The organism is Variovorax sp. ISS6 (assembly GCF_056523145.1).
Genome location: NZ_JAWRZC010000001.1, coordinates 3165762 through 3188718 on the forward strand (window position 1 = coordinate 3165762; position 22957 = coordinate 3188718).

21 protein-coding genes and 1 pseudogene are annotated in these 22957 nt (G+C 71.1%); 13 read left to right on the plus strand and 9 right to left on the minus strand.

Translation table 11 applies throughout. The features are described 5' to 3' along the window. Window positions 1-3 precede the first annotated feature (3 nt). The 3 genes from AC1HIL_RS14390 to AC1HIL_RS14400 are packed head-to-tail and all read right to left on the minus strand — an operon-like array spanning window position 4 to window position 3922. On the minus strand, window positions 4-1134 hold the full coding sequence (locus AC1HIL_RS14390; protein ID WP_479672064.1) for an ABC transporter permease: 1131 nt from the start codon (window positions 1132-1134) through the stop codon (window positions 4-6). After that, a complete protein-coding gene (locus AC1HIL_RS14395) occupies window positions 1131-2909 on the minus strand; it encodes an ATP-binding cassette domain-containing protein (protein WP_479672065.1) in 1779 nt (592 codons plus the stop codon). The genes AC1HIL_RS14390 and AC1HIL_RS14395 overlap by 4 nt, the downstream gene beginning before the upstream one ends. Beyond that, window positions 2906-3922, minus strand: coding sequence for an HlyD family secretion protein (locus AC1HIL_RS14400; RefSeq protein WP_479672066.1), 1017 nt, complete (start codon window positions 3920-3922; stop codon window positions 2906-2908). Before AC1HIL_RS14400 ends, AC1HIL_RS14395 begins: the two co-directional genes overlap by 4 nt. Window positions 3923-4015: 93 nt before the next feature. Here AC1HIL_RS14400 and AC1HIL_RS14405 point away from each other — a divergent pair, with 93 nt between their 5' ends. Then, the gene (locus AC1HIL_RS14405) at window positions 4016-4771 is read left to right on the plus strand and encodes a TetR/AcrR family transcriptional regulator (protein ID WP_479672067.1); all 756 of its coding nucleotides are present in this window, start codon (window positions 4016-4018) and stop codon (window positions 4769-4771) included. Here AC1HIL_RS14405 and AC1HIL_RS14410 read toward each other — a convergent pair. Genes AC1HIL_RS14410 through AC1HIL_RS14420 form a run of 3 tightly spaced genes read right to left on the minus strand, consistent with a single transcriptional unit; the run spans window position 4749 to window position 7989 of the window. Continuing rightward, entirely contained in the window at window positions 4749-6128 is a 1380-nt protein-coding gene (locus AC1HIL_RS14410) for a phospholipase D-like domain-containing protein (protein ID WP_479672068.1), read from the minus strand. The genes AC1HIL_RS14405 and AC1HIL_RS14410 overlap by 23 nt on opposite strands. A gap of 46 nt (window positions 6129-6174) precedes the next feature. Continuing rightward, window positions 6175-6840, minus strand: a complete 666-nt coding sequence (locus AC1HIL_RS14415; RefSeq protein ID WP_479672069.1) for a glutathione S-transferase family protein — start codon at window positions 6838-6840, stop codon at window positions 6175-6177. Between the two features lie 27 nt (window positions 6841-6867). Beyond that, window positions 6868-7989 (minus strand): 5-methyltetrahydropteroyltriglutamate--homocysteine S-methyltransferase, encoded by a 1122-nt coding sequence (locus tag AC1HIL_RS14420; RefSeq protein ID WP_296731968.1) that lies wholly within the window; start codon window positions 7987-7989, stop codon window positions 6868-6870. A gap of 156 nt (window positions 7990-8145) precedes the next feature. Between AC1HIL_RS14420 and AC1HIL_RS14425 the strand changes: the two genes are divergently transcribed. From AC1HIL_RS14425 to AC1HIL_RS14470, 10 genes are all read left to right on the plus strand, one after another. Beyond that, entirely contained in the window at window positions 8146-9252 is a 1107-nt protein-coding gene (locus AC1HIL_RS14425; protein ID WP_261213696.1) for an aromatic ring-hydroxylating dioxygenase subunit alpha, read from the plus strand. Beyond that, window positions 9249-10025: a GntR family transcriptional regulator gene (locus AC1HIL_RS14430; RefSeq protein WP_261213694.1), complete on the plus strand. Its 777-nt coding sequence runs from the start codon at window positions 9249-9251 to the stop codon at window positions 10023-10025. Before AC1HIL_RS14425 ends, AC1HIL_RS14430 begins: the two co-directional genes overlap by 4 nt. Window positions 10026-10059: 34 nt before the next feature. After that, window positions 10060-11049, plus strand: coding sequence for a PDR/VanB family oxidoreductase (locus AC1HIL_RS14435; protein WP_479672070.1), 990 nt, complete (start codon window positions 10060-10062; stop codon window positions 11047-11049). A gap of 163 nt (window positions 11050-11212) precedes the next feature. After that, window positions 11213-12397, plus strand: coding sequence for an ABC transporter substrate-binding protein (locus AC1HIL_RS14440; RefSeq protein WP_209540961.1), 1185 nt, complete (start codon window positions 11213-11215; stop codon window positions 12395-12397). 150 nt (window positions 12398-12547) lie between these two features. Further along, on the plus strand, window positions 12548-13420 hold the full coding sequence (locus tag AC1HIL_RS14445; RefSeq protein WP_057595671.1) for a branched-chain amino acid ABC transporter permease: 873 nt from the start codon (window positions 12548-12550) through the stop codon (window positions 13418-13420). Then, a complete protein-coding gene (locus AC1HIL_RS14450; RefSeq protein ID WP_296731983.1) occupies window positions 13420-14406 on the plus strand; it encodes a branched-chain amino acid ABC transporter permease in 987 nt (328 codons plus the stop codon). The genes AC1HIL_RS14445 and AC1HIL_RS14450 overlap by 1 nt, the downstream gene beginning before the upstream one ends. Beyond that, complete coding sequence (locus tag AC1HIL_RS14455; protein ID WP_422097558.1) at window positions 14403-15173, plus strand: ABC transporter ATP-binding protein; 771 nt, start codon at window positions 14403-14405, stop codon at window positions 15171-15173. Before AC1HIL_RS14450 ends, AC1HIL_RS14455 begins: the two co-directional genes overlap by 4 nt. Then, window positions 15166-15870 carry an ABC transporter ATP-binding protein gene (locus AC1HIL_RS14460; protein WP_261213685.1) on the plus strand — a complete coding sequence of 235 codons (705 nt, stop codon included), beginning with the start codon at window positions 15166-15168 and terminating at the stop codon, window positions 15868-15870. The genes AC1HIL_RS14455 and AC1HIL_RS14460 overlap by 8 nt, the downstream gene beginning before the upstream one ends. A 42-nt stretch (window positions 15871-15912) precedes the next feature. Then, entirely contained in the window at window positions 15913-17631 is a 1719-nt protein-coding gene (locus AC1HIL_RS14465) for a tannase/feruloyl esterase family alpha/beta hydrolase (RefSeq protein ID WP_479672760.1), read from the plus strand. A gap of 110 nt (window positions 17632-17741) precedes the next feature. Then, window positions 17742-18041 (plus strand): putative quinol monooxygenase, encoded by a 300-nt coding sequence (locus tag AC1HIL_RS14470; protein WP_413763975.1) that lies wholly within the window; start codon window positions 17742-17744, stop codon window positions 18039-18041. A 3-nt stretch (window positions 18042-18044) separates the two neighbouring features. Here AC1HIL_RS14470 and AC1HIL_RS14475 read toward each other — a convergent pair whose 3' ends face one another. The 3 genes and pseudogenes from AC1HIL_RS14475 to AC1HIL_RS14485 form a co-directional block, all read right to left on the minus strand. After that, a complete protein-coding gene (locus AC1HIL_RS14475) occupies window positions 18045-18758 on the minus strand; it encodes a DsbA family protein (RefSeq protein ID WP_057590430.1) in 714 nt (237 codons plus the stop codon). Continuing rightward, window positions 18752-19630 (minus strand): annotated as a pseudogene (locus tag AC1HIL_RS14480) (MBL fold metallo-hydrolase); the annotation flags it as partial. The gene AC1HIL_RS14475 and the pseudogene AC1HIL_RS14480, both read right to left, overlap by 7 nt. Window positions 19631-19751: 121 nt before the next feature. Beyond that, on the minus strand, window positions 19752-20657 hold the full coding sequence (locus AC1HIL_RS14485) for a LysR family transcriptional regulator (protein ID WP_057590428.1): 906 nt from the start codon (window positions 20655-20657) through the stop codon (window positions 19752-19754). A gap of 131 nt (window positions 20658-20788) precedes the next feature. Here AC1HIL_RS14485 and AC1HIL_RS14490 point away from each other — a divergent pair, with 131 nt between their 5' ends. Then, window positions 20789-21757: a hydroxymethylglutaryl-CoA lyase gene (locus AC1HIL_RS14490; protein ID WP_296732005.1), complete on the plus strand. Its 969-nt coding sequence runs from the start codon at window positions 20789-20791 to the stop codon at window positions 21755-21757. After that, window positions 21754-22956, plus strand: coding sequence for a CaiB/BaiF CoA transferase family protein (locus AC1HIL_RS14495; protein ID WP_479672072.1), 1203 nt, complete (start codon window positions 21754-21756; stop codon window positions 22954-22956). The genes AC1HIL_RS14490 and AC1HIL_RS14495 overlap by 4 nt, the downstream gene beginning before the upstream one ends. The last annotated feature ends 1 nt before the right edge of the window (window position 22957 follow it).

Here is a 22957-nt window from a genome sequence, read left to right on the forward strand (position 1 = left end):
CTTTCAGTCCAGGCGCTTGCGCGTGACCGCGCGCGCCAGCGCCAGCAGGCCCACCGCATAGGCGGCGAGGATGGCGCAGTCGCGCCAGATCAGCGGCCAGACGTCGCCCGCGAGGAACAGCGTCTTGACCAGCTCCATGAAGTAGGTGGCCGGCAGCGCATGCCCGATCACCTGTACCGCCAGCGGCGTGTTGCGCAGGTCGAACAGGAAGCCCGACAGCATCATCGAGGGCAGGAAGGTGGCGATCAGCGCCACCTGGCTGGCGAGGAACTGGTTGCGCGTGACCGAGGAGATCACCAGGCCCAGGCTCACCGCCACGACCAGGTAGAGCATCGAGCTCAGCACCACCACGACCAGCGAGCCGTACATCGGCACCGCGAACAGGAAGCGCGCGGCCAGCAGGCACAGCGCCAGCCCCAGCATGCCGACCGCGAAGTAGGGAACGATCTTCGCCAGCAGGATCTCGACCGGCCGCACCGGCGTGACGAACAGCGCCTCGAGCGTGCCGCGCTCCCATTCGCGCGCCATCACCAGCGCGGTGAGGAAGGCTCCGACCAGCGTCATGATCAGCACGATCAGCCCCGGCACCAGGTACCAGGTGCTGGTGTTGGCGGCGTTGAACCACATGCGCTGCTCTAGCGTCACGCTGCCGATGGCGGGCGCGGCGCTGGCGTTGCCACCGCGGTCGGCCTGGCGCAGCGCCGACTGGCCGATGGCCGCGTTGAGGTACTGCAGCACGATGGTCGCGCGGCCCGCGTCGGCGCCATGCACGATCACCTGCACGCGCGCCTGGCCGGCCGCGAGCGCGCGCGAGAAGTCCGAGGGCACGCGCACGATGGCGTCGATGCGGCGCTCGCGCATCAACTGCTCGGCCTCGTGCATCGAGGCCAGCGGGATCGGCGCGAGCGTGGGCGAGAGCTGCAGCCCGGCCATCGCCTCGTGCGCGCCGGGCGAAGCGTCCTCGAACACGATCGCCACCGGCGCATGCTTGACGTCGAGCGACATGCCGTAGCCGAAGATCAGGATCAGCACCATCGGCAGCAGGATGCCGATCGCGAGGTTGCTGCGGTCGCGCAGCAGCTGGCGGAACTCCTTGCGCGTGAGCGAGACCAGGCGGGACCAGAAGCCGCTCATGCTTTCTCCTTCCGTGCCTTCTCGACGATGCCGATGAAGGCCTGCTCCATGTCGATGCGGCGCGCATCGTGCTCGCCGTGTTCGCCGTGTTCGTCCCCCAGCGCCTGCGCGCGCACCTCGCGCGGCGTGCCGATGGCCAGCAGCCGGCCCGCGTCCTGGATCACGATGCGGTCGCAGTACTCGGCCTCTTCCATGAAGTGGGTGGTGATCACGACCGTGGTGCCGGCCTCGGCCAGTGCGGTGATGCGGCGCCAGAACTCGCGCCGCGCGAGCGGGTCGGCGCCGCTGGTGGGCTCGTCGAGGAACAGGATCTCGGGCTCGTGCAGCAGGCCGGTGGCCATCGCCAGGCGCTGGCGGTAGCCGCCGGGCAGCTGGCCGCTGGGCGCGTCGATCTCGCGCGCCAGGTCGAACTGGCGCAGCACCGCGTCCATGCGCTCGCGCAGTCGCGCCCCGCGCAGGCCGTAGGCGCCGCCGAAGAACTCGAGGTTCTCGCGCACGCTGAGGTTGCCGTAGAGCGCGAACTTCTGCGAGACGTAGCCGATGCGCCGGCGTGCCTGCGCGCGCGCATGGCGCAGGTCGACGCCGGCCACGCGCAGCTGGCCGCCGCTGGCCGGCAGCAGGCCGCAGAGCATGCGGAAGGTGGTGGTCTTGCCTGCGCCGTTGGGGCCCAGCAGGCCGAAGATCTCGCCGCGGCGCACGCTGAAGCTGGTGCTGGCGACGGCGGTGAAGTCGCCGAAGCGGCGCACCAGGTCCTTGACCTCGATGACGGTGTCGCCGGGTGCGGAGGAAGGCGCCGGCTGCCGCGCGATCGGCTCGGCGGGCTTCTGCGCCGGCTCTTCCTGCGCGCGCAGCAGCGTCATGAAGCCATCCTCGAGCCGCGGTGCCACGGGCTCGGCGGCCGCGCCATCGAGCAGCGTGCCGATGCCTGCCTCGTCCGCGTCGTCGCGCCGCACGAAGCGCACCTCGCCGCCCTGCGGCACCGCGTCCACGATCTCGGCGCGCGCATCGAGCAGCCGCGCCTGCAGCCGCCGCGGTGGCTCGCCGGCCGGCGGCGCGGCCACGAAGCACAGGCCCCGCGCGCGGTCGCGGATCTCCTCGGGCGCGCCCTGCGCCACGAGCCGTCCCTCGCGCAGCACGAACACGCGCGCGCAGCGCTCGGCCTCGTCGAGGTAGGCGGTACTCACGATGACCGAGAGCTGCTCGTCGTCCACCAGCTGCTGCACGATCTGCCACAGCTCGCGCCGCGACAGCGGATCGACGCCCACCGTGGGCTCGTCGAGCAGCAGCAGCTCGGGCGAACGCACCAGCGTGCAGGCCAGCCCGAGCTTCTGCTTCATGCCGCCCGAGAGCTTGCCCGCGGGCCGGTCGGTGAAGCGGCCGAGGTCGGTCATCTCCATCAGCCGGCCGTAGCGCGCGCGCCGCTCGTCGCGCGGCACGCCGTGCAGGTCGGCATAGAGGTCGAGGTTCTCCTGCACGCTGAGGTCGTCGTAGAGGCCGAAGCGCTGCGGCATGTAGCTGATGCGGTCCTGCACCGCCTGCGGGTCGGCGGCCACGTCGATGCCGAGCACGCGCAGCTCGCCGGCATCGACGCGCAGCAGGCCGGCCATCAGCCGCAGCAGCGTGGTCTTGCCGGCGCCGTCGGGGCCGACCAGCGCGGTCAGCGTGCCGGGCGGCACCTCGAGCGCGATGTCGTCGAGCGCGTGCACGGTCTTCTTCGCGGGCTTGACGACGAAGCGCTTGTGCAGGCCGCGCGCGAGGACGGCGGGCGCGTTCACTTGCCGGCCGTTCCGGAGGATGCGAGCCGCAGCGTCACCGTGGCCGGCATGCCCAGCCGCAGCCGGTCCTCCCTGTCGTCGACCATCACGCGGATCTCGTAGACCAGGCTGCTGCGCAGCTCCTCGGTCTGCACGGTCTTGGGCGTGAACTCCGCCACCGAGGCGATGTAGCCCACCTTGCCCGCGATCGAATGGTCGGGCTGGCTGTCGGTGGTCACGCTGGCCTCCTGCCCGGCCTGGATGCGGCCGAGGTCGGGCTCGGCCACGTAGGCCCGCACCCACTTGGGATCGGTGATCGCGAGCGTGAAGGCCGGGCGCTGCGGCGAGGCCATGTCGCCGGGCTCGAGCAGCCGCGCGCGCACCACGGCGTCGATCGGCGCCTTGAGCTCGGCCTCCTCGAGTTCGTGCTGCATCAGCGCGAGCTCGGCGCGCGCCGCCTCGAGCTGGGCCTGGGCCTGGGCTATGTCCTCCTTGCGCGGCCCGCTCACCACCAGTTGCCGCGCCTTGCGCGCGTTGTCGAGCTGGGCCTGCGCGACCTTGCGCCGCGCCTGCGCGCTCTCGAGGTCCTGCTGGCTCACCGCCCGGCCCGCGGTCGACTGGCCGATGGCCTGCAGCCGCGCGAGCTGCTGCGCGGCGAGCTCGGCATCGGCCTGGGCGGCGCTCACCTGGGCCTCGGCCTGCGCGATCTCCTCGGGCCGGCTGCCGGTCTTCAGCCGCAGCAGCGCCTGTTCCTGCACGCCGATGCGCGCCCGCGACTGCGCCACGCGCAGCGCCAGGGTGCGCGTGTCGAGCCGGCCGATGACCTGGCCGGCGCGCACCCGGTCGCCCTCGCGCACCGCGAGCTCGGCCACGCGCTCGCTGCCGCTGAAGGCCAGCGACACCTGCCGCAGGTCGACGTTGCCGTAGAGCACGATGCGGTCGGAAGGCGCGGCCGGGCGGCCGTAGTGCCAGGCGGCGACGGCCGCGGCGGCCAGCACGACGACGGCGAGGGCGATCAGGGGTTTCTTGGTCATGGCTTTTGGGGGCGGAAGCGGAAGGAGCGTCCGGATCGTATCAAATTCAAATTTGAATTTGAAGTAGGCCGGAAGTTGGGGTAGGCTCGCGCCATGGCCAGCCGCTCCCGTTCCCCTCGTCCGACCGCTTCCTCCGCACCGCCCGCCGCCGAGGCCGAACCGGCCGCGCGCGCGCCGCGCACCGACGGCAACGCGACCCGCGCCCACATCCTCGAGACCGCGGGCCGGCTGTTCGCCGAGCGCGGCTTCGCGGCCAGCACCAGCAAGGAGATCTGCACCCGCGCCGGCACCAACATGGCGGCGGTCAACTACCACTTCGGCGGCCGCGACGGCCTCTACGAGGCGGTGCTGGTCGAGGCGCACCGCCAGATCGTCAGCCTGGACGAACTGGTGGCCCAGGCGAGCAGCGGCGCCGATCCGCGCGAGCGGCTGCGCGCCTTGCTCGGCCACCTGGTCGAGATGGGCCACCAGCCGCAGGCGCCCTGGGGCTTTCGCGTGATGCTGCGCGAGGCGCTGTCGCCGTCGAGCGCGCTGCCGGTGCTGATCCAGAAGGCGGTGCTGCCCAAGGCCAAGGTGGTGCGCGGGCTGATCGGCGAGATCATGGGCCTGGCCGACGACCATCCCTCGGTGCAGCGCGGCGTGATGTTCACGGTGCTGCCGTGCATCGTGATGATGGTCGCGCCCAAGGAGCTGGGCCAGCGCGTGCTGCCCGCGGTGCGCGACACCGGGGCGCTGGTCGACGACCTGATGCGCTACGTGCTCGCTGGCCTCGACGCGGTGGCGCGGGAAGCGGGCGGCCAGGCCGCCGCCGCGCTCGCCGCACCCGTCAAAGCTGGAAGGCGACGGTGAGCAGCAGCCCCTCGGCCACGTCGCGCAACAGGCCCGGGCGCCGCGCGCGGTAGGCCTCGCCGGCCGAGGCCGTGGTCTCGATCCACTCGGCCAGCCATTCGATCTCGTGCGTGCCGTAGAACACGACATTGGCCTCGTGGTTCAGCAGCAGGCTGCGCAGGTCGAGGTTGATCGAGCCGCACATCGCGAGCTGGTCGTCGACCACCACCGCCTTGGCATGGGCCATGAACGGCAGCATGCGGAAGCTCACGCCCGCGCGCGCCAGGTCGCGCATGGCGCGCGTGCGCACGAAGTCGGCCAGCCGGTGGTTCGACTGCGCGGGGATCGCGATCGTGACCTGCACGCCGCGCCGCGCGGCCAGCCGCAGCGCGTCGCGCAGGCCGTCGCCGGGCACGAAGTAGGGCGTGATCGCGAGCAGCCGGTGCTCGGCGCGAAAGCAGGCGTCGATCAGCAGCGCATGCGCGGTGTCCTCGGTCTGGTCGGGGCCGCTCGGCAGGAACTGCGCCAGCGCGGCACCGGGGCCCTCGGGCACGTCCTCGGCCGTGATCGCGCGCGGCTTGCGGCTGCGCACCGAGGCCCAGTCGTGGTCGAACTGGCGCGCCGCGGCGGCCGCCACGCTGCCGCACAGGTCGAACGAGAGATCGCGCCAGGCCTCGGGATGGGCGGCGTCGCCGTTGAAGTACTCGCAGGCGAGGTTGCGCCCGCCCGACCAGAGCCAGCCGTCGTCGGCGATGGTGAACTTGCGGTGGTTGCGCAGGTTGCGCGGCCCGATGCGACGCAGGCTGAAGAAGGGCCGGAACACCGCCACCTCGCCGCCGGCCGCGCGCAGCGGATCGAAGTGGTGGCGCGGCAGCGTGAGCGCGCCGAAGCCGTCGAGCAGCACCCGCACCTTGACGCCTTCGCGCGCGCGCTGCGCGAGCCGCTCGATCACCGAGCGGCCGAGCGCGTCGTTGCCGATGATGAAGGTGCAGACGTCGAGCCGTTCGCGCGCGCCGTCGATCACCTCGAACAGCGCGAGCCGCGCGTGCTCGCCGTCGGCATGCAGCCGGATCGCGCTGCGCCCGGGCGGCGCCAGGCCGAAGCTCTCGATCAGGTCGGCCGCCCAGTGGCCGGCCGGCGCCGAACGCGGCGGCCGCGCCGAGCCCGCGGGGCGCAGCTTGCGCTGGCCGAACAGCAGGTACATCGGCAGGATCAGGTAGGGCAGCAGCACCAGGCCCATGACCCACGCGATGGCGGTGGTGGGCGCGCGCTGCTCGCGGCGTGCGCGGGTGGTCAGCACGTAGACCAGCAGCGCGAAGGTGACGACGAGGAAATGCTGGGACGGAGAGGGGAGCCAGTCGAACCCGTTTTTCGGCATGGGCCGATGATGCCTGAGGCGGCCGCGCGCCGCCGCGCTTGCCCCCTCAGCGCCGAAGGAAGGCCGGCACGCCGCGGCCCTGCGAGGCCAGGAAGTCCATCATCGGGTCGACCACCGCGCGCACCGCGGGCCGCTCGCCGACGCGGTCGCGCCAGGCCACGAGCCGCGGCGTCTCGGCGGTCATGCCCGCGCCCTTGCGGTCGGCGAACACATGGGCCATGTAGAAGGCGATGTCGGCATAGCCGTAGTCGCCGGCCAGGAACGCGCGGCCGTCGGCCAGCAGGGTGTCGAGCTGGCCGTAGAAGCGCGCGCAGGCGGCGCAGGCCTCCACCGCGGGCGGGCTCTGCATCGCCTCCTGCAGGCCGAAGAGCTTCACTACCTGCGGGAAGAAGACCTCGTCGGAACGGTGCTCGAGCTGGCGCGCGCGGGCCCGCGCGGCCGCTTCGGCGGGCCACAGCGCGGGCCGTGGGTGCCGGTCCTCGAGGTACTCGAAGATCTGCGTCGAGTCGAACAGCTCGACCGCGTCGTCGATCAGCACCGGCACCTGGCCCTTGGGGTTGATGCGCAGCACCTCGGGGTGCTTGGGACTGTAGTTGTCGTCGCGGTCGAAGGGCACCATCACGAGCTCGAAGGCGATGCCCTTCTCGAGCGCCGCGATCTGCACCTTGGCGCCGAACATGCTGAGGGGGCCGGAGAAGATGTGGGTCGTCATGGCCCCGAGTTCAGCAGAAAGCGCGGCTCAGGTCGATCCCCAGACCTCCTGCGCGGTCTCGACCACCAGCCGCAGCTTGGCGCGCTGTGCCTCGACCGCGATGTTGTTGCCGTGCACCGTGCTCGAGAAACCGCACTGTGGCGACAGCGCGAGCTGCTCGAGCGGCGCGTACATGGCGGCGTTCTCGATGCGGCGCTTGAGCTCGTCCTTGTCCTCCATCTGGCCGAACTTGGTGGTCACCAGGCCCAGCACCACGGTCTTGCCCTTGGGCAGGAAGCGCAGCGGCTTGAAGTCGCCCGAGCGCGCGTCGTCGTACTCCATGAAGTAGGCGTCGAGGTCCATCTCCTTGAGCAGCGCCTCGGCCACCGGCTCGTAGTTGCCGGCCGCGGCATGGGTGCTCTTGAAGTTGCCGCGGCACAGGTGCATGGCCAGCAGCATGCCCGGCGGCTTCTGCGCCACCACCTTGTTGATGAAGGCGGCGTAGCGGTGCGGCAGCTCGTTCGGGTCGTCGCCGCGCTTGCGGGCCGCCTCGCGCATGTGCTCGTCGCAGAGGTAGGCGAGGTTGGTGTCGTCCATCTGCACGTAGGTGCAGCCGGCCGCGGCCAGCGAGCGCAGCTCGTCGCCATAGGCCTGGGCCACGTCGTCGTAGAACGCGGGGTCGAGCTCGGGGTAGGCCTCCTTGCTGATGCCGGCGCGGCCGCCGCGGAAGTGCAGCATGGTCGGCGAGGGGATCGTGACCTTGGGCGTGCGGCCGGCCGAGACCTGGCTCTTGAGGTATTCGAAGTCGGCCAGCTGGATGTTCTTGACGTGGCGCACCTTGTCGATGACGCGCATCGCGGGCGGCGCCAGTTCCTCGCTGCCGTCGGGCTTGCGGATCGTGACCGGGATGTCGGTCTTCACGCCGCCGAGCTGGTCGAGGAAGTCGATGTGGAAGTAGGTGCGGCGGAATTCGCCGTCGGTGATGCTCTTGAGGCCGATGTCTTCCTGGAACTTGACGATCTCGGCGATGGCCTTGTCCTCGACCGTGCGCAGTTGCTCGGGCGTGATCTCGCCCCTGGCCTTCTGCTCGCGGGCTTCGAGCAGGTATTGGGGACGCAGGAAGCTGCCCACGTGGTCGTAGCGGGCGGGCAGGGTGGCGTGCTGGGACATGAGGATGGAACTCCGGCTTGTCTGAACGAAAGAGGTGGAACGGAACATCGTATCGCCTTGTGTGGCGACGTTGATGTGTACAGTGAGATCAGTGTTTTCCCTTAATTCGGCGTAATTGGCTGGAAATTCTCGTGTTTCTGTATACATTGAGTATCCATGGACACGCGATCGCCCCATTTCCCGCTCAACGCCTGGTATGCCGCCGCCTACGACGTGGAGGTGCGGCATGCGCTGCTGCCGCGCACGGTCTGCAACCAGAAGCTGGTGCTGTTCCGCCGCACCGACGGGCAGGTGGCCGCGCTCGAGGACGCCTGCTGGCACCGGCTGCTGCCGCTGTCGATGGGGCGGCTCGAGGGCGACGAGCTGGTCTGCGGCTACCACGGCCTGGTCTACAACAGCCAGGGCCGCTGCACCCACATGCCGAGCCAGGAAACGCTCAACCCCTCGGCCTGCGTGCGCAGCTTCCCGGTGGCCGAGAAGCACCGCTTCATCTGGATCTGGCCCGGCGATCCGGCGCTGGCCGACCCCGCGCTGGTGCCCGACATGCACTGGAACGACGACCCGGCCTGGGCCGGCGACGGCAAGATGATCCGCGTGAACTGCGACTACCGGCTGGTGGTCGACAACCTCATGGACCTGACGCACGAGACCTTCGTGCACGGCTCCTCGATCGGCAACCGCGAGGTGGCCGAGGCGCCCTTCGTCGCCACCCATGGCGACCGCTCGGCCACCGTCACGCGCTGGATGGAGAACATCGAGGCGCCGCCTTTCTGGGGTGGCCAGATCCGCCATGCGCGCGGCTACGCGGGCAAGGTCGACCGCTGGCAGATCATCCGCTTCGAGGCGCCGTGCACGGTCAACATCGACGTCGGCGTGGCCGAGGCCGGCAGCGGCGCGGTGCCCAAGGGCGGCAACCCGGGCGACCGCGGCAAGGGCGTCAACGGCTACGTGCTCAACACCATCACGCCCGAGACCGACAAGACCTGCCTCTACTTCTGGGCCTTCGCGCGCAACTACTGCCTGGGCGAGCAGCGCCTCACGCACGAGCTGCGCGAGGGCGTCTCGGGCATCTTCCGCGAGGACGAGCTGGTGCTCGAGGCGCAGCAGAAGGCGATCGACGAGCATCCCGACCACCGCTTCTACAACCTCAACATCGACGCCGGCTCGATGTGGGCGCGGCGACTGATCGACCGCATGGTCGACAAGGAGCGGCCCGCGCGCGCCGCGATCCCGATCCGCGTCGACCGGCGGCAGGCCGCATGAAGGTCGCCGCCAGCAGCAGCGCCGGCGAGCCCGGCGACAGCGGCGCCTCGCAGGCCGTGAAGGCGCAGCTGCGGCTGCGCGAGATGATCCTGGCCGGCGAGCTGCCGGGCGGCGCGCGCATCGCCGAGGTCGCGATCTCCGAGCAACTCGGCGTGTCGCGCACGCCGGTGCGCACCGCGCTGATGCGGCTCGAACAAGAGGGCTTGCTCGAGGCCCTGCCCAACGGCGGCTATGCGGTGCGCACTTTTTCCGAACGCGACGTGGCCGATGCGATCGAGCTGCGCGGCACGCTCGAGGGGCTGGTCGCGCGGCTCGCGGCCGAACGCGGCGCGGCGCCGGTGGTGCTGCGCGAGGCGCGCGGCTGCCTGCAGCGCATCGACGAGCTGCTGCGCGAGCCCGCGCTCGATGACGCCGCCTTCTCGCGCTACGTGACGCACAACGAGCGCTTCCATGCGCTGCTGTGCGAGATGGCCGGCAGCCCGGTCATCGCGCAGCAACTCGAGCGCGTGATCAACCTGCCGTTCGCCTCGCCCTCGGGCTTCGTGATCGTGCAGGCCAATTCGCCGGCCGCGCGCGACATGCTGGTGATCGCGCAGGACCAGCATGTGCAGGTGCTCGACGCCATCGAGTCCGGCGAGGGCTCGCGCGCCGAGGCGCTGATGCGCGAGCACAGCCGCATCGCGCGGCGCAACCTGCGCGAGGCGCTGCACGGCGCGCCCACCGAGCAGCAGCGTCCGCTGCCGGGCGTGCAACTGATCCGCCGCCGCGGCTGAGCGGCTTCCTTCTTTTTCCGGTCCTGGTTCCCCGATGAAAAGCGATCTCCAATGGATGCAGGCGCAGGTGGTGGCGCTGCGCGACCTCACGCCCACCGTGCGCGAATTCGAGCTTCGGCCCGAGGCGGGCACCGCCGGCGGCCACGAGCCCGGTGCCCATCTGCAGGTGCAGGTGACGAACGCGCAGGGCCAGTCGCAGACGCGCTCGTATTCGCTCGTGGGGCAGGGCGAGCTGGGCGGCTGGCGCATCGCCGTCAAGCGGCTCGACGACGGCCGCGGCGGCTCGCTTGCGATGTGGCGGCTGGCCGTGGGCGACCGGCTGCAGGTCAGCGCGCCGCAGAACCATTTCGCGCTCGACCTGTCGGCGCCGGGCTACCTGCTGGTGGCGGGCGGCATCGGCATCACGCCGCTGGTGGGCATGGCGCAACGGTTGAGCGCGCATGCGCGGCGCAGCGGCGTGCCGCTGGCCATGCACTACGGCGCGCGCCACGCGGGCGAATTCGCCTACCTCGACGAACTGCGCGCGACGCTCGGCGAGACGGCGTTGCAGACGCACGAAGGCGCCGCGGCCATCGACCTCGCGGCCGCCATCGCCGCGCTGCCCGCGGGCGGCCAGCTCTACACCTGCGGCCCGGCACCGATGCTCGAGGCCGTGCAGCGCGCCTGGGCGGCCGCCGGCCGCCCCGCGGCCGACCTGCGCTTCGAGACCTTCGGCAGCAGCGGCCGGCTGGCCGCGCAGGCCTTCACCGTGCGCGTGCCGCGGCACGACCTCGCGATCACCGTGCCGGCCGACTGCTCGCTGCTCGATGCGCTCGACGCGGCCGGCGTGCAGACCCTGTGGGACTGCCGGCGCGGCGAATGCGGTCTGTGCGCGATGGACGTGCTGGCCGTGGACGGCGAGATCGACCACCGCGACGTGTTCCTCAGCGCGCACGAGAAGCGGGCCACCACCCGCATCTGTGCCTGCGTGTCGCGCGCGGTGGGTACGCTCACGCTCGATTCCGCGTACCGCGCGGACGCCTGACCGGCACCGATCCACCCTGTTGCGCGATCATCGCGCAGTTCATTTGTCTATCGCGCAACAAAGCGCCGCGCGGGCCCGCGCCTAGGTGAAGGCCCGCGACAAGGAATGTTGCAAAGTGTTGAAAAATAGGCCGATTCCGCTCGTCGCCCCCAAAGGAGAACTCATGCAAAGGCGTCAACTCATCCAGTCCGCGAGCCTCGCCGCGCTCGCGCTTTCCGGCGCGCTGTCCGTGACGGCCGTCCAGGCCCAGGACAACAAGTTCAAGATCGGCCTGATCCTGCCGATGACCGGCCAGTCGGCATCGACCGGCCGCCAGATCGAGGCCGCCGCGCGCCTGTACATGGCGCAGAACGGCGACACCGTGGCCGGCAGGAAGATCGAGCTGATCGTCAAGGACGACACCGGCCTGCCCGACGTCACCAAGCGCCTGGCGCAGGAGCTGGTGGTGAACGACAAGGTCAACGTGCTCGCGGGCTTCGGCCTGACGCCGCTGGCGCTCGCGGTGGCGCCGATCGCCACCCAGTCGAAGACGCCGCAGGTCGTGATGGCCGCGGCCACCTCGAGCATCACCGAGGCCTCGCCCTTCATCGTGCGCAGCGGCTTCACGCTGCCGCAGGTGTCGGTGCCGATGGGCGACTGGGCGCCGAAGAACGGCATCAAGACGGTGGTCACGCTGGTGAGCGACTACGGCCCCGGCAACGACGCCGAGAAGTTCTTCAGCGAGCGTTTCGCGCTCAACGGCGGCAAGGTGATCGACAAGCTGCGCGTGCCGCTGCGCAACCCCGACTTCGCCCCCTTCCTGCAGAAGGTGCGCGACGCCAAGCCCGACGCGCTGTTCGTCTTCGTGCCCTCGGGCGCGGGCGCGGCCGTGATGAAGCAGTTCCTCGAGCGCGGCATGGACAAGGCCGGCATCAAGCTGATCGCCACCGGCGACGTGACCGACGACGACCAGCTCAACGACATGGGCGATGGCGCGCTCGGCGTGGTCACCTCGCACCACTATTCGGCCGCCCATCCCTCGGCCGCGAACAAGAAGTTCGTCGAGGCCTTCGAGAAGGCCAACCCCAAGCTGCGCCCCAACTTCATGGCCGTGGGCGGCTACGACGGCATGCGCGTGATCTACGAGGCGCTCAAGACCAGCAAGGGCCAGGGCGGCGGCGAGGCGCTGCTGGCCGGCATGAAGGGCCAGGTCTTCGAGAGCCCGCGCGGCCAGGTGCTGATCGACGCCCAGACCCGCGACGTGGTGCAGGACGTGTACCTGCGCAAGGTCGAGAAGAAGGACGGGCAGCTCTACAACGTCGAGTTCGACGTGATCAAGGGCGTCAAGGACCCGGGCAAGGCAAAGTAAACACGGGATCGGGCAGCCGGACGCAGAGGACGCGAAGGTTGCGCGAAGGACGCGAAAGAAACTTCATTTGAATTCTTTCGCGTCCTTCGCGTAGTTTTCGCGTCCTTCGCGTCCGGTCAGCCCGCATTCGGCAGCCGCGAACAAGCGCACATGCTCACCATTCTTTTCGACGGCATCGCCTACGGCATGCTGCTGTTCGTGCTCGCCGTGGGGCTGGCCGTGACGCTGGGGCTGATGAACTTCATCAACCTCGCGCACGGCGCCTTCGCGATGGCGGGCGGTTATCTCACCGTGTTCGCGATGCAGAAGTTCGGCGTGCCGTTCATGCTGTGCCTGCCGCTGGCCTTCGTGGTCGTGGCGCTGGCCGGCGCGCTGCTCGAGCGCACGCTCTACCGGCCCATGTACGGCAAGCCGCACCTCGACCAGGTGCTGTTCTCGATCGGGCTGGCCTTCATGGCGGTGGCGGCCATCGACTACTTCGTGGGCTCGTCGCAGCAGAACGTGCAGCTGCCCGAATGGCTGCGCGGGCGCACCGAGCTCGGCGACGGCGCGCTGATGCTGGGCATGGGTCACTACCGGCTGTTCATCATCGCGGTCTGCGCGGTGCTCACCGTGGTGCTGCAGCTGATCCTCTCGAAGACCCGCTTCGGCAGCCGGCTGCGCGCCGCGGTCGACGACCCGCGCGTGGCCGCGGGCCTGGGCATCAACGTCAACGTGGTGTTCCTGCTGACCTTCGCGGTCGGCTCGGGGCTCGCGGGGCTGGGCGGCGCGCTCGGCGCCGAGATCCTCGGCCTCGATCCGACCTTCCCGCTCAAGTACATGATCTATTTCCTGATCGTGGTCTCGGTCGGCGGCACCTCCTCGATCACCGGGCCGCTCGCGGCCGCGCTGCTGCTGGGCATCGCCGACGTGGCCGGCAAGTACTTCATTCCGAAGATGGGCGCCTTCACCGTCTACCTGCTGATGATCCTGATCCTGATGTGGCGGCCGCAGGGCCTGTTCACGCGCAAGGGGGGCCGCTGATGGATGCGCCTTCCGACTTCCAGTCGCCGCTGCTGCGCAAGGCGCGCTGGCACCCGGTCGAGTTCGTCGTGTGGGCCGTGGCCTTCGCGCTGCCGCTGATCACGCCCTCGCACTCGCTGCTGGTCAACGAGATCGCCATCGTCGCGCTGTTCGCGATGTCGCTCGACCTGATCCTCGGCTACACCGGCATCGTTTCGCTGGGCCATGCGGCCTTCTTCGGCTTCGGCGCCTATGCCGCGGCGCTGTTCGCCAAGCTGGTGATGCCCGACCCGACCGTGGGCCTGCTGTTCGCCATCGTGCTGTCGGCGCTGCTCGGGCTGGTGGCCAGCGTCACCATCCTGCGCGGCAGCGACCTCACGCGGCTGATGGTCACGCTCGGCACCGCGCTCCTGCTGCTCGAGCTCGCCAACAAGCTCGACTGGCTGACCGGCGGTGCCGACGGCCTGCAGGGCGTGGTGATGGGGCCGGTGCTCGGCCTGTTCGAGTTCGATCTCTACGGCCGCACGGCCGCCTGGTATTCGCTGGCCGTGATGTTGGTGCTGTTCCTCGTCATGCGCCGGCTCGTGCATTCGCCCTTCGGCGCCACGCTCAAGGCGATCCGCGACAACCGGCTGCGCGCCATGGCGATCGGCATCCCGGTGGTGTCGCGGCTGGCCGTGATCTACACCGTGGCGGCCGGCGTGGCCGGCGCCGCGGGCGCGCTGCTCGCGCAGACCACCGGTTTCGCCTCGCTCGACGTGCTGGCCTTCGACCGCTCGGCCGACGTGCTGCTGATGCTGGTGATCGGCGGCGTGGGCTGGCTCTACGGCGGCGTCGCGGGCGCCATCGTCTTCAAGCTGCTGCAGACCTGGCTGTCGTCGGTGACGCCGCAGTACTGGATGTTCTGGATCGGCCTGATCCTGGTGTTGCTGGTGCTCGTGGGCCGCGATCGTCTGCTCAAGCCCTGGACCTGGTTCGGTGCCGGCAAGAAGGGCGGTGCGGCATGACCGACACCGTGCTTTCCACCCACGGCCTGGTGATGCGCTTCGGCGGCATCACCGCCACCAACAACGTCTCGATGGAACTCCGGCGCGGCGCGCGCCATGCGCTGATCGGCCCGAACGGCGCCGGCAAGACCACGCTGATCAATCAGCTCACGGGCGTGCTCACGCCTTCCGAGGGCCGCATCACGCTGCTCGGCGAGGACATCACGCGCCTCGCGCCGCACAAGCGCGTGGCGCGCGGGCTGGTGCGCACCTTCCAGATCAACCAGCTGTTCGACTCGATGACGCCGCTCGAGACGCTGGCGCTGGTCGTGTCGCAGCACCAGGGCATCGGCGCGCAATGGTGGCGTCCGCTCGGCGCGACCAGGGCGGTGGCCGAGCGCGCGGGGCAGCTGCTCGAGCAGTTCCACCTGGCCGACGTGGCGCACCAGCAGACCAAGCACCTGGCCTACGGCAAGCGCCGGCTGCTCGAGATCGCGATCGCGCTGGCCTGCGAGCCGCGCGTGCTGCTGCTCGACGAACCCGTGGCCGGCGTGCCCGCGGGCGAGCGCGAGGAGCTGCTGCAGACCGTGGCCGCGCTGCCGGCCGACGTGTCGGTGCTGCTGATCGAGCACGACATGGACCTGGTGTTCAGCTTCGCCGACCGCATGACGGTGCTGGTCAACGGCACCCTGCTGACAGAGGGCGATCCCGAGGCCATCGCCAACGACCCGCGGGTCAAGGAGGTCTACCTCGGCCATGGCCAGTCCGCGGAGGTCGCCCATGTCTGAGCTGCTGCGCATCGAGAACCTGAGCGCCGGCTACGGCGAGGCCGTGGTGCTGCACGACGTGTCCTTCGCGCTCGGCGAGGGCCGCACGCTCGCGCTGCTGGGCCGCAACGGCACCGGCAAGACCACGCTGATCAACACCCTGGCGGGCGCCACGCGCCAGCACGGCGGCAGCATCGCGCTCGGCGGCCAGGCGCTGCACCGGCTCGCGCCGCACCAGCGCGCGGCGGCCGGCATCGGCTGGGTGCCGCAGGAACGCAACATCTTCAAGTCGCTCACCGTGCACGAGAACCTCACGGCCGTGGAGCGGCCCGGGCCGTGGAATCCGCGCCGCGTCTACGAGATGTTCCCGCGCCTGGCCGAGCGCAAGACCAACCTCGGTACCCAGCTGTCGGGCGGCGAGCAGCAGATGCTGGCCGTGGGCCGCGCGCTGGTGCTGAACCCGAAGCTGCTGCTGCTCGACGAGCCGCTCGAGGGCCTGGCGCCGATCATCGTGGAGGAGCTGCTGCGCGCCATCCGCCGCATCACGCGCGACGAGGGCCTGGCCGCGATCGTGGTCGAGCAGCATCCGCAGGCGATCCTCGCGATCTCCGACGAGGCCGTGGTGCTCGACCACGGGACCATCGTGCATGCCGACAGCGCGGCCGCGCTGCGCGCGCAGCCGCAGGTGCTCGATCGCTTGCTGGGCGTGGCGCGCTAGGCGGTCGACGCATCGGCCGGAAAGACAAGGAGACAGAAGACCATGACGATCCGGAACACGACGATGCGACGAACCGCCGGCCTGTCGGCCCTGGCGATCGCCGCAGGCCTGCTCGCCGCCTGCGGCACCGGCGGGCCTTCCGCGCCGCAAAGCCTGAGCCTCGGGCCCGACCCCGCCGCGGCCTGCGCGCGCCTCGCGGCACCGGTGCCGCCCGGCGCGATCGGCCTGCCCAGCGGCATGGCGACCATCGATACCGCCACCCTCGTGGCCGCCGCGCCGCTGGCGGTGGCCGAACGCGGCCCGAGTCCGGCGGCGCGCATCACGCCGGCCACGCCCGCGCACTGCCGGCTGCTCGGGCGCATCGCGCCGCTCGATGCCGCCGCGCCGCCGATCGGGTTCCAGGTCAACCTGCCGCTGGCCTGGAACGGCCGCAGCCTGCAGTACGGCGGCGGCGGGTTCAACGGCGTGCTGATCACCGGCCTGGCGCTGGTGCCGGCGGCCCGCTTCGACCAGCCCACGCCGCTCGCGCAGGGCTACGTGACCTACGGCACCGACTCCGGCCACCAGAACGTGGCCGGCCAGCCGCCGCAGGCCTTCGCGCTCAACGACGAGGCGCTCGAGAACTTCGCGCATGCCTCGTACAAGAAGGTGCGCGACGTGGCCGTGGCACTGATGCAGCGCGCCTACGGACAGGCGCCGCGCAAGCTCTACTTCATGGGCAGCTCGGAGGGCGGGCGCGAGGCGCTGACCATGGCGCAGCGCTATCCGCGCGACTTCGACGGCATCTTCAGCCGCGTGCCGGTCATCAACTGGACCGGGCTGCAGCATGCGGGCACGCGCAACGGCATCGCCACCTTCGGCGAGGGCTGGCTGCGGCCCGCGCAGGTGCAGCGGGTGCACGAGGCCGTGCTCGCGGCCTGCGATGCCGCCGACGGCACGGCCGATCGCATCGTGTCGAACCCGGTGGCCTGCCTGCAGCGCTTCGACCCGGCCAGCCTGCGCTGCGCGGCGGGCACGCGCGGGGACGACTGCCTCAACGACGCGCAGGTGCAGGCGGTGCGCACGCTGCGTTCGCCGTGGCGCTCGCCCGTGCCACTCGCCAACGGCATCGCGGAGTACCCGGGCTGGGGCATCGGCGGCGAGGCCACGCCGGCCTTCGCCTCGATGGGCGGCTGGAACGCCTGGTGGACCGGCAGTGCCGCGCCGACCGTGCCGCCGCAGCCGAGCAACGGCATCGCGTGGTTCTACGGCAGCGGCGCGCTGCAGTACTTCTATGCCCGCGATCCGTCGCTCGACGTGCGCAACTACCGCGCCGAGGACCATGCGGCGCGCATCGCCACCGTCTCGCGGCTGATGGATTCGACCGACCCCGACCTCGGCGCCTTCAGCGCGCGCGGCGGCAAGCTGCTGATGCTCGAGCACATGGCCGACTATGCGCAGAGCCCGTTCGCGGGCATCCGCTACCACGAGTCGGTGGTCGCGCGCATGGGCCGCGCCGAGGCGGACCGCTTCATGCGGCTGTACACCGCGCCCGGCGTGGACCACGTGGGCAGCGGCGCGCCGGCCAACGTCGACATGCTCGGCGTGCTGGTCGACTGGGTCGAGCGCGGCCGCGCGCCCGCCGGCCTGCAACTGCTCGAGCAGGAGGTGCAGCCGCCCTTCAGGACGGTGCGCGCGCGCCCGCTGTGCGAATGGCCGCTGTGGCCGCGCTACGTGGGAGGCGATGTGGCGCAGGCGGCGAGCTTCCAGTGCACGCGCTAGCGCCGGGCCGATCTTCAAGCGGCGCTTGAAAGAGTTTCCGGGCGCGAGGGCTTTTTCATGCACGGGCCTGCTCGCACACTGCGGGGTCCCTGTCACACCCTCCACGCCCCATGAACACGACCCCCATCATCGGCATCGCCGTCCTGAAAGCCCGGCCCGGTCGGCGCGAATCCCTTCGCGCCGCATTGAGCGCGCTGGTGCCACCCACGCGCCAGGAGCCCGGCTGCCTCGACTACACGCTGTTCGAACTGCGCGACGAACCCGGCAGCTTCTACATGCGCGAGTCGTTCCGGGACCAGGCCGCGCTGGATGCGCATCTGGCCACGCCGCACTTCAAGGCCTTCGAGCAGCGCTTCGACGAACTGCTCGAGGAGCCGATCCGGCTGGTCTTTCTGGAGCAGGTCGCGTAGCGCTCAGATCGCGCAGCCGTCCGGGCCGCAGGCCGGCGTTGCCGACGAAGTCGACGCCGGCGCCGCGAAGCTCGCGAGCTGCGCCTTCCACGCGTCCGGCCGGCCCAGCCACGGGCCGATGTCGACCCGGCTCGCGCCGCCATCGGGCCGCGCGAGCACGAAGGTCGGGAAGCCCTGGCCGCCCACGCGGCGCAGCAGCGCGCGGCTGGCCTCGATGTGTTGCGCGGTCGCTTCGCCCGACAGCCGCGCGAAGGCCGCGGCGAAGGCCTCGGCATCGAAGCCCAGTTCCGCGGCCAGCGCCTGCAGCACGTCGGCGTCGGCGATGCGCCGGCCCTCGGCGTAGTGCGCGCGCTGCACGCGATGGGCCATGTCGAGCGCGCCACCCGCGCGCAGCGACTCGGCCGCGAGGATCGCGGTGGTCGGCGGCTCGGAGTCCATCACGGCCGTGCCGTCGCGCAGCAGGCCTTCGAAGTAGGCCTCGCCGAAGGGCTGGCCCGTGAGCTCGGCGATGCGGCGGTCGTGCGGCAGCACGTAGTCGCGCCACTGCGGCGTGATGGCGCGGCGGTTGGCGCCGGTCATCATGCCGCCGCCATGCAGTTCGACGCGCAGGCCCGGCACCTCGCGCGCGGCCTCGACCAGCGGCGCGGCGGCATAGCACCAGCCGCACAGCGGATCGAAGATGCAATGCAGGGTGGTGGCTTCGTTCATTGCGGCCATTTCATCTCTCCCTTGATGACCTTCGCGCTCAGTTCGAGCGAGGAGGCGTCCTCCAGCTTGGGGTAGCGCTTCTTCATCGCGGCGATCAGCGCGGCCGAGTCCTTGGCTTTCGCGGCCTCGGTCTCGAAGGCCTGCAGGTAGGCGCGCGTGAAGTTCACCGAGGCGAGCGTGGAGGGCGCCGAGCCGTCGGCGTTCGGCAGGTAGTGGCCGGGCACCACGGTCTTCGGCTTGAGCGCCGCGATGCGGTCGAGCGTGCGGCGCCAGTCGCGGCGCGACTCGGGTGTCTGCGTGTCGGCCACCCAGAGGTGGATGTTGGCCGATACCGGCACGCCGCCGACCACGGTCCTGAGCGAGGGAATCCACGCGACGGTGCGTGCGGGCGTGGGGCCGACGACCTGGATCTTGCGGCCCTCGAGCTCGATCGTGTCGCCCGCGAGCGGCTCGGGCACCACCAGCGACTGCGGCGCGTTGTCCTTGAGGATCGGACCCCAGTGGGCCAGCTTGCCGTCCTTCGAGGCCTGGATCGCGGCCACGGTCTGCGGCGTGGCGACGATCTTCGCGTCGGGGAAGGCGGCATGGATCACGTCGAGGCCGAAGCAATAGTCGGGGTCGCTGTGGCTGATGTAGACGGTGGCGAGCCTGCGGCCGCCGGCCTGGATCTTCTTCACCAGCGCCTGGGCGTCGTTGCGCTGGAACTGGGCGTCGATCAGCACGGCCTCCTTCTCGCCCGAGACGATGCTCGAGGAGACGGGAAACAGCGAGGCCGCGCCAGGGTTGTAGACCTCGAGCGTCAAGGGGGAGGCGGATGCGGCGAGACCGAGGGTGGAGAAGGCGGCGAGCGCGGTGGCGGCGAGGAAGCTGCGGCGGAACATGGCGATTCTTTCTGCGGATGAGGGTGTGACAGGTGAAGCCCGCAGTGTGGATGGCGCCGAACGAAACAAAAACCGGCTTCCGCGCAAAGGATCGTTTCGCAATCCGGTCGAATCGGGCGGATCAGTCGCGCCGCGCCAGCTTCTCGAGGTGCGCCACCAGCAGCTGTGCCGCGGGCGACAGCGAGGCCTCGTCGCGAAAGCAGATCGCGAAGCGGCGCTTCGCCCACGGGTCGGCCAGCGGCATCAGGCACAGGCCGTAGGCCGCGGTGAAGGGCTGCGCCACCTCGGCCGGCACCACGCTGATCGCGAGGCCGGCGCGCACGACGCGCAGCGCGGCGTCGAAGTTCGACACCAGCACGCGGTGCACCAGCGGCTTGCCCGCGGCCGTGGCCTCGCGCGCGAGCAGCAGCTGCACCGCGCTGAGCGCGGGCATGCCGACGAACTCGTGGTCGAGCAACTGCTCGAAGCGCACCTCGCGCATCCGCGCCACCGGGTGCGAGGGATGGGCCACCACCGCGAGGTGGTCGCTGCGGTAGTCGCGCCGCTGCAGGCCCTCGAGGTCGGCCGCGTCCCAGCACAGGCCGATCGAGGCCACGCCCTCGCGGATGCCGCGCACGATCTCGGGGCTGACGCGCTCCTCCATGTCGACGCGGATGTTGCGGTGCGCCGGGTCCTGCAGGAAATCGGCCACGTCCTCGGCCAGCGACTCGGCCATCACCGAGGCCGAGGCCAGCATGCGCACGTGGCCGCGCATGCCGCCGGCATAGGCCGCCATGTCGCGCTCGATGCGGTTCACGCTGCCGAGCATGGCGCGCGCATGCTCGAGCAGGGTTTCGCCGGCCGCCGTGGGCACCACGCCGCGGCGGCGCCGCACGAACAGCGGCGTGCCCAGCGTGTCCTCGAGCTGCGCCAGCCGCTTGCTGATGGCCGAGCCGACGATGCTGGCCTGGGCGCCGGCGCGCGCGATGCTGCGGGTCTCGCAGACCGAGACGAACAGGCGCAGGGTGGTGAGGTCGAGGTCGCGCATGGCGTCGGCTCCGTGGTTTTTGTGGTGTTCCGATTCGGAACGGATTGGCTTCCGAAATATAGCTTCTGCATCGAATCGGAAAGTCTAAGAATCAAGCCGATTCCAGACATCCATCCCACGGAGACAACGCCTTGACCGAACCTTCCGCCCCGGCGCGCCCGCACGCCTTCCTGCCGCCGCGCGCCACCGTGCGTGAAGTGGGCCTGCGCGACGGCCTGCAGAGCATCGCCCGCACTCTGCCCACCGCGCACAAGCGCGAATGGATCCGCGCTGCCCATGCAGCCGGCCAGCGCGAGATCGAGGTCGGCTCCTTCGTGCCCGCGCGGCTGCTGCCGCAGCTGGCCGACACGGCCGAGCTGCTGGCCTTCGCGAAGACCCTGCCGGGCCTGTTCGCCTCGGTGCTGGTGCCCAACCTGAAGGGCGCCGAACGCGCCATCGAGGGCGAGGCCGACCTGCTGGTGGTGCCGCTGTCGGCCAGCCATGCGCACAGCCTCGCCAACCTTCGCAAGACGCCCGACGAGGTGGTGGCCGAGGTCGGCCGCATCCGCGCCGCGCGCGATGCCGCGGGCTCGAGGACGCTGATCGAGGGGGGCGTGGGCACCGCCTTCGGCTGCACGCTGCAGGGCCCCGTGGCGCCCGAGGAGGTGCTGCGGCTGATGCAGGCGCTGCTCGACGCGGGCGCCGACCGCGTGAGCCTGGCCGACACCGTCGGCTATGCCGATCCGGCGATGGTGCGCAGCCTGTTCGAGCGCGCGCGGGCCATCGCGGGCGAGCGGCTGTGGTGCGGCCATTTCCACGACACGCGCGGGCTGGGGCTGGCCAACGTCTATGCGGCGCTCGAGGTCGGCATCGCGCGTTTCGACGCCTGCCTGGCCGGCATCGGCGGTTGCCCGCATGCGCCGGGCGCCAGCGGCAACGTCGACACCGAGGACCTGCTGTTCATGCTGCAGAGCATGGGCGTCGCCACGGGCGTCGACCTGCGGCAGCTGCTCGCGCTGCGCGGGCGCGTGGCCCAATGGCTGGACGGCGAGACCCTGCAGGGCACGCTGTGGCGCGCGGGCTTCCCGAAGACCTTCGCGCAGGAAGAGGTGGCGGCATGAGCGCCCTCGAAGGGAAGCGCCTGCCGCTGGCCGGCATCCGCGTGGTCGAGTTCACCCACATGGTGATGGGCCCGACCTGCGGCATGGTGTTGGCCGATCTCGGCGCCGAGGTCATCAAGGTCGAGCCGATCGAGGGCGACCGCACGCGCCACCTGCTGGGCGCCGGCGCGGGCTTCTTCCCGATGTTCAACCGCAACAAGAAGAGCATCGCGCTCGACCTGCGCCACCCGCGGGGGCTCGAGGCCGCGCTGCGCCTGTGCGCCGGCGCCGACGTGGTGGCGCAGAACTTCAAGCCCGGCACCATGGGGAAGTACGGCCTCGACTACGCGGCGCTGCGCCGGCTCAACCCGCGGCTGGTGTACGTCAACCACACGGGCTTCCTGCCCGGCCCCTACGAGCACCGCACCGCGCTCGACGAGGTGGTGCAGATGATGGGCGGGCTGGCCTACATGACCGGCCGGCCCGGCGACCCGCTGCGCGCGGGCACCAGCGTCAACGACATCATGGGCGGCATGTTCGGCGCCATCGGCGCGATGGCCGCGCTGATGCAGCGCGGCCAGACCGGCGAGGGCCAGGAGGTGCATTCGGCGCTGTTCGAGAACAACGTGTTCCTGGTCGGCCAGCACATGCTGCAGTACGCGATCACGGGCCAGGCCGCGGCGCCGATGCCCGAGCGCATCTCGGCCTGGGCGCTGTACGACGTGTTCACCGTGAAGGACGGCGAGCAGATCTTCCTGGCCGCGGTCAGCGACGCGCAGTGGCAGAGCTTCTGCGATGCCCTGGGCTTCGACGACCTCAAGGCCGACCCGGCGCTGCGCACCAACAACGACCGCGTGCGGCTGCGCCCGACCCTGCTGGCGGACCTGCGCGCGCGGCTGGCTTCTCGCCCGGCCGCCGAGCTGTCGGCACTCTTCGAGGCGCGCGGCCTGCCGTTCGCACCGATCGTGCGGCCCGAGGACCTCTACGCCGATCCGCACCTGCTGGCCACCGGCGGCCTGGCCGACATCCGCCTGCCCGACGGCGAGCGCGCGGGCCAGACCGCGCAGACCACGCTGTTCCCGATCACGCTGGGCGGCGAGCGCCTGGGCGTGCGCCTCGATCCGCCCGCGTTGGGCGAGCACACGCGCGAACTGCTGGCCGAGCTCGGCTACGGCGAGGCGCAGATGCAGGCGCTGCTCGACGACGCGGCCGTGGCATAGA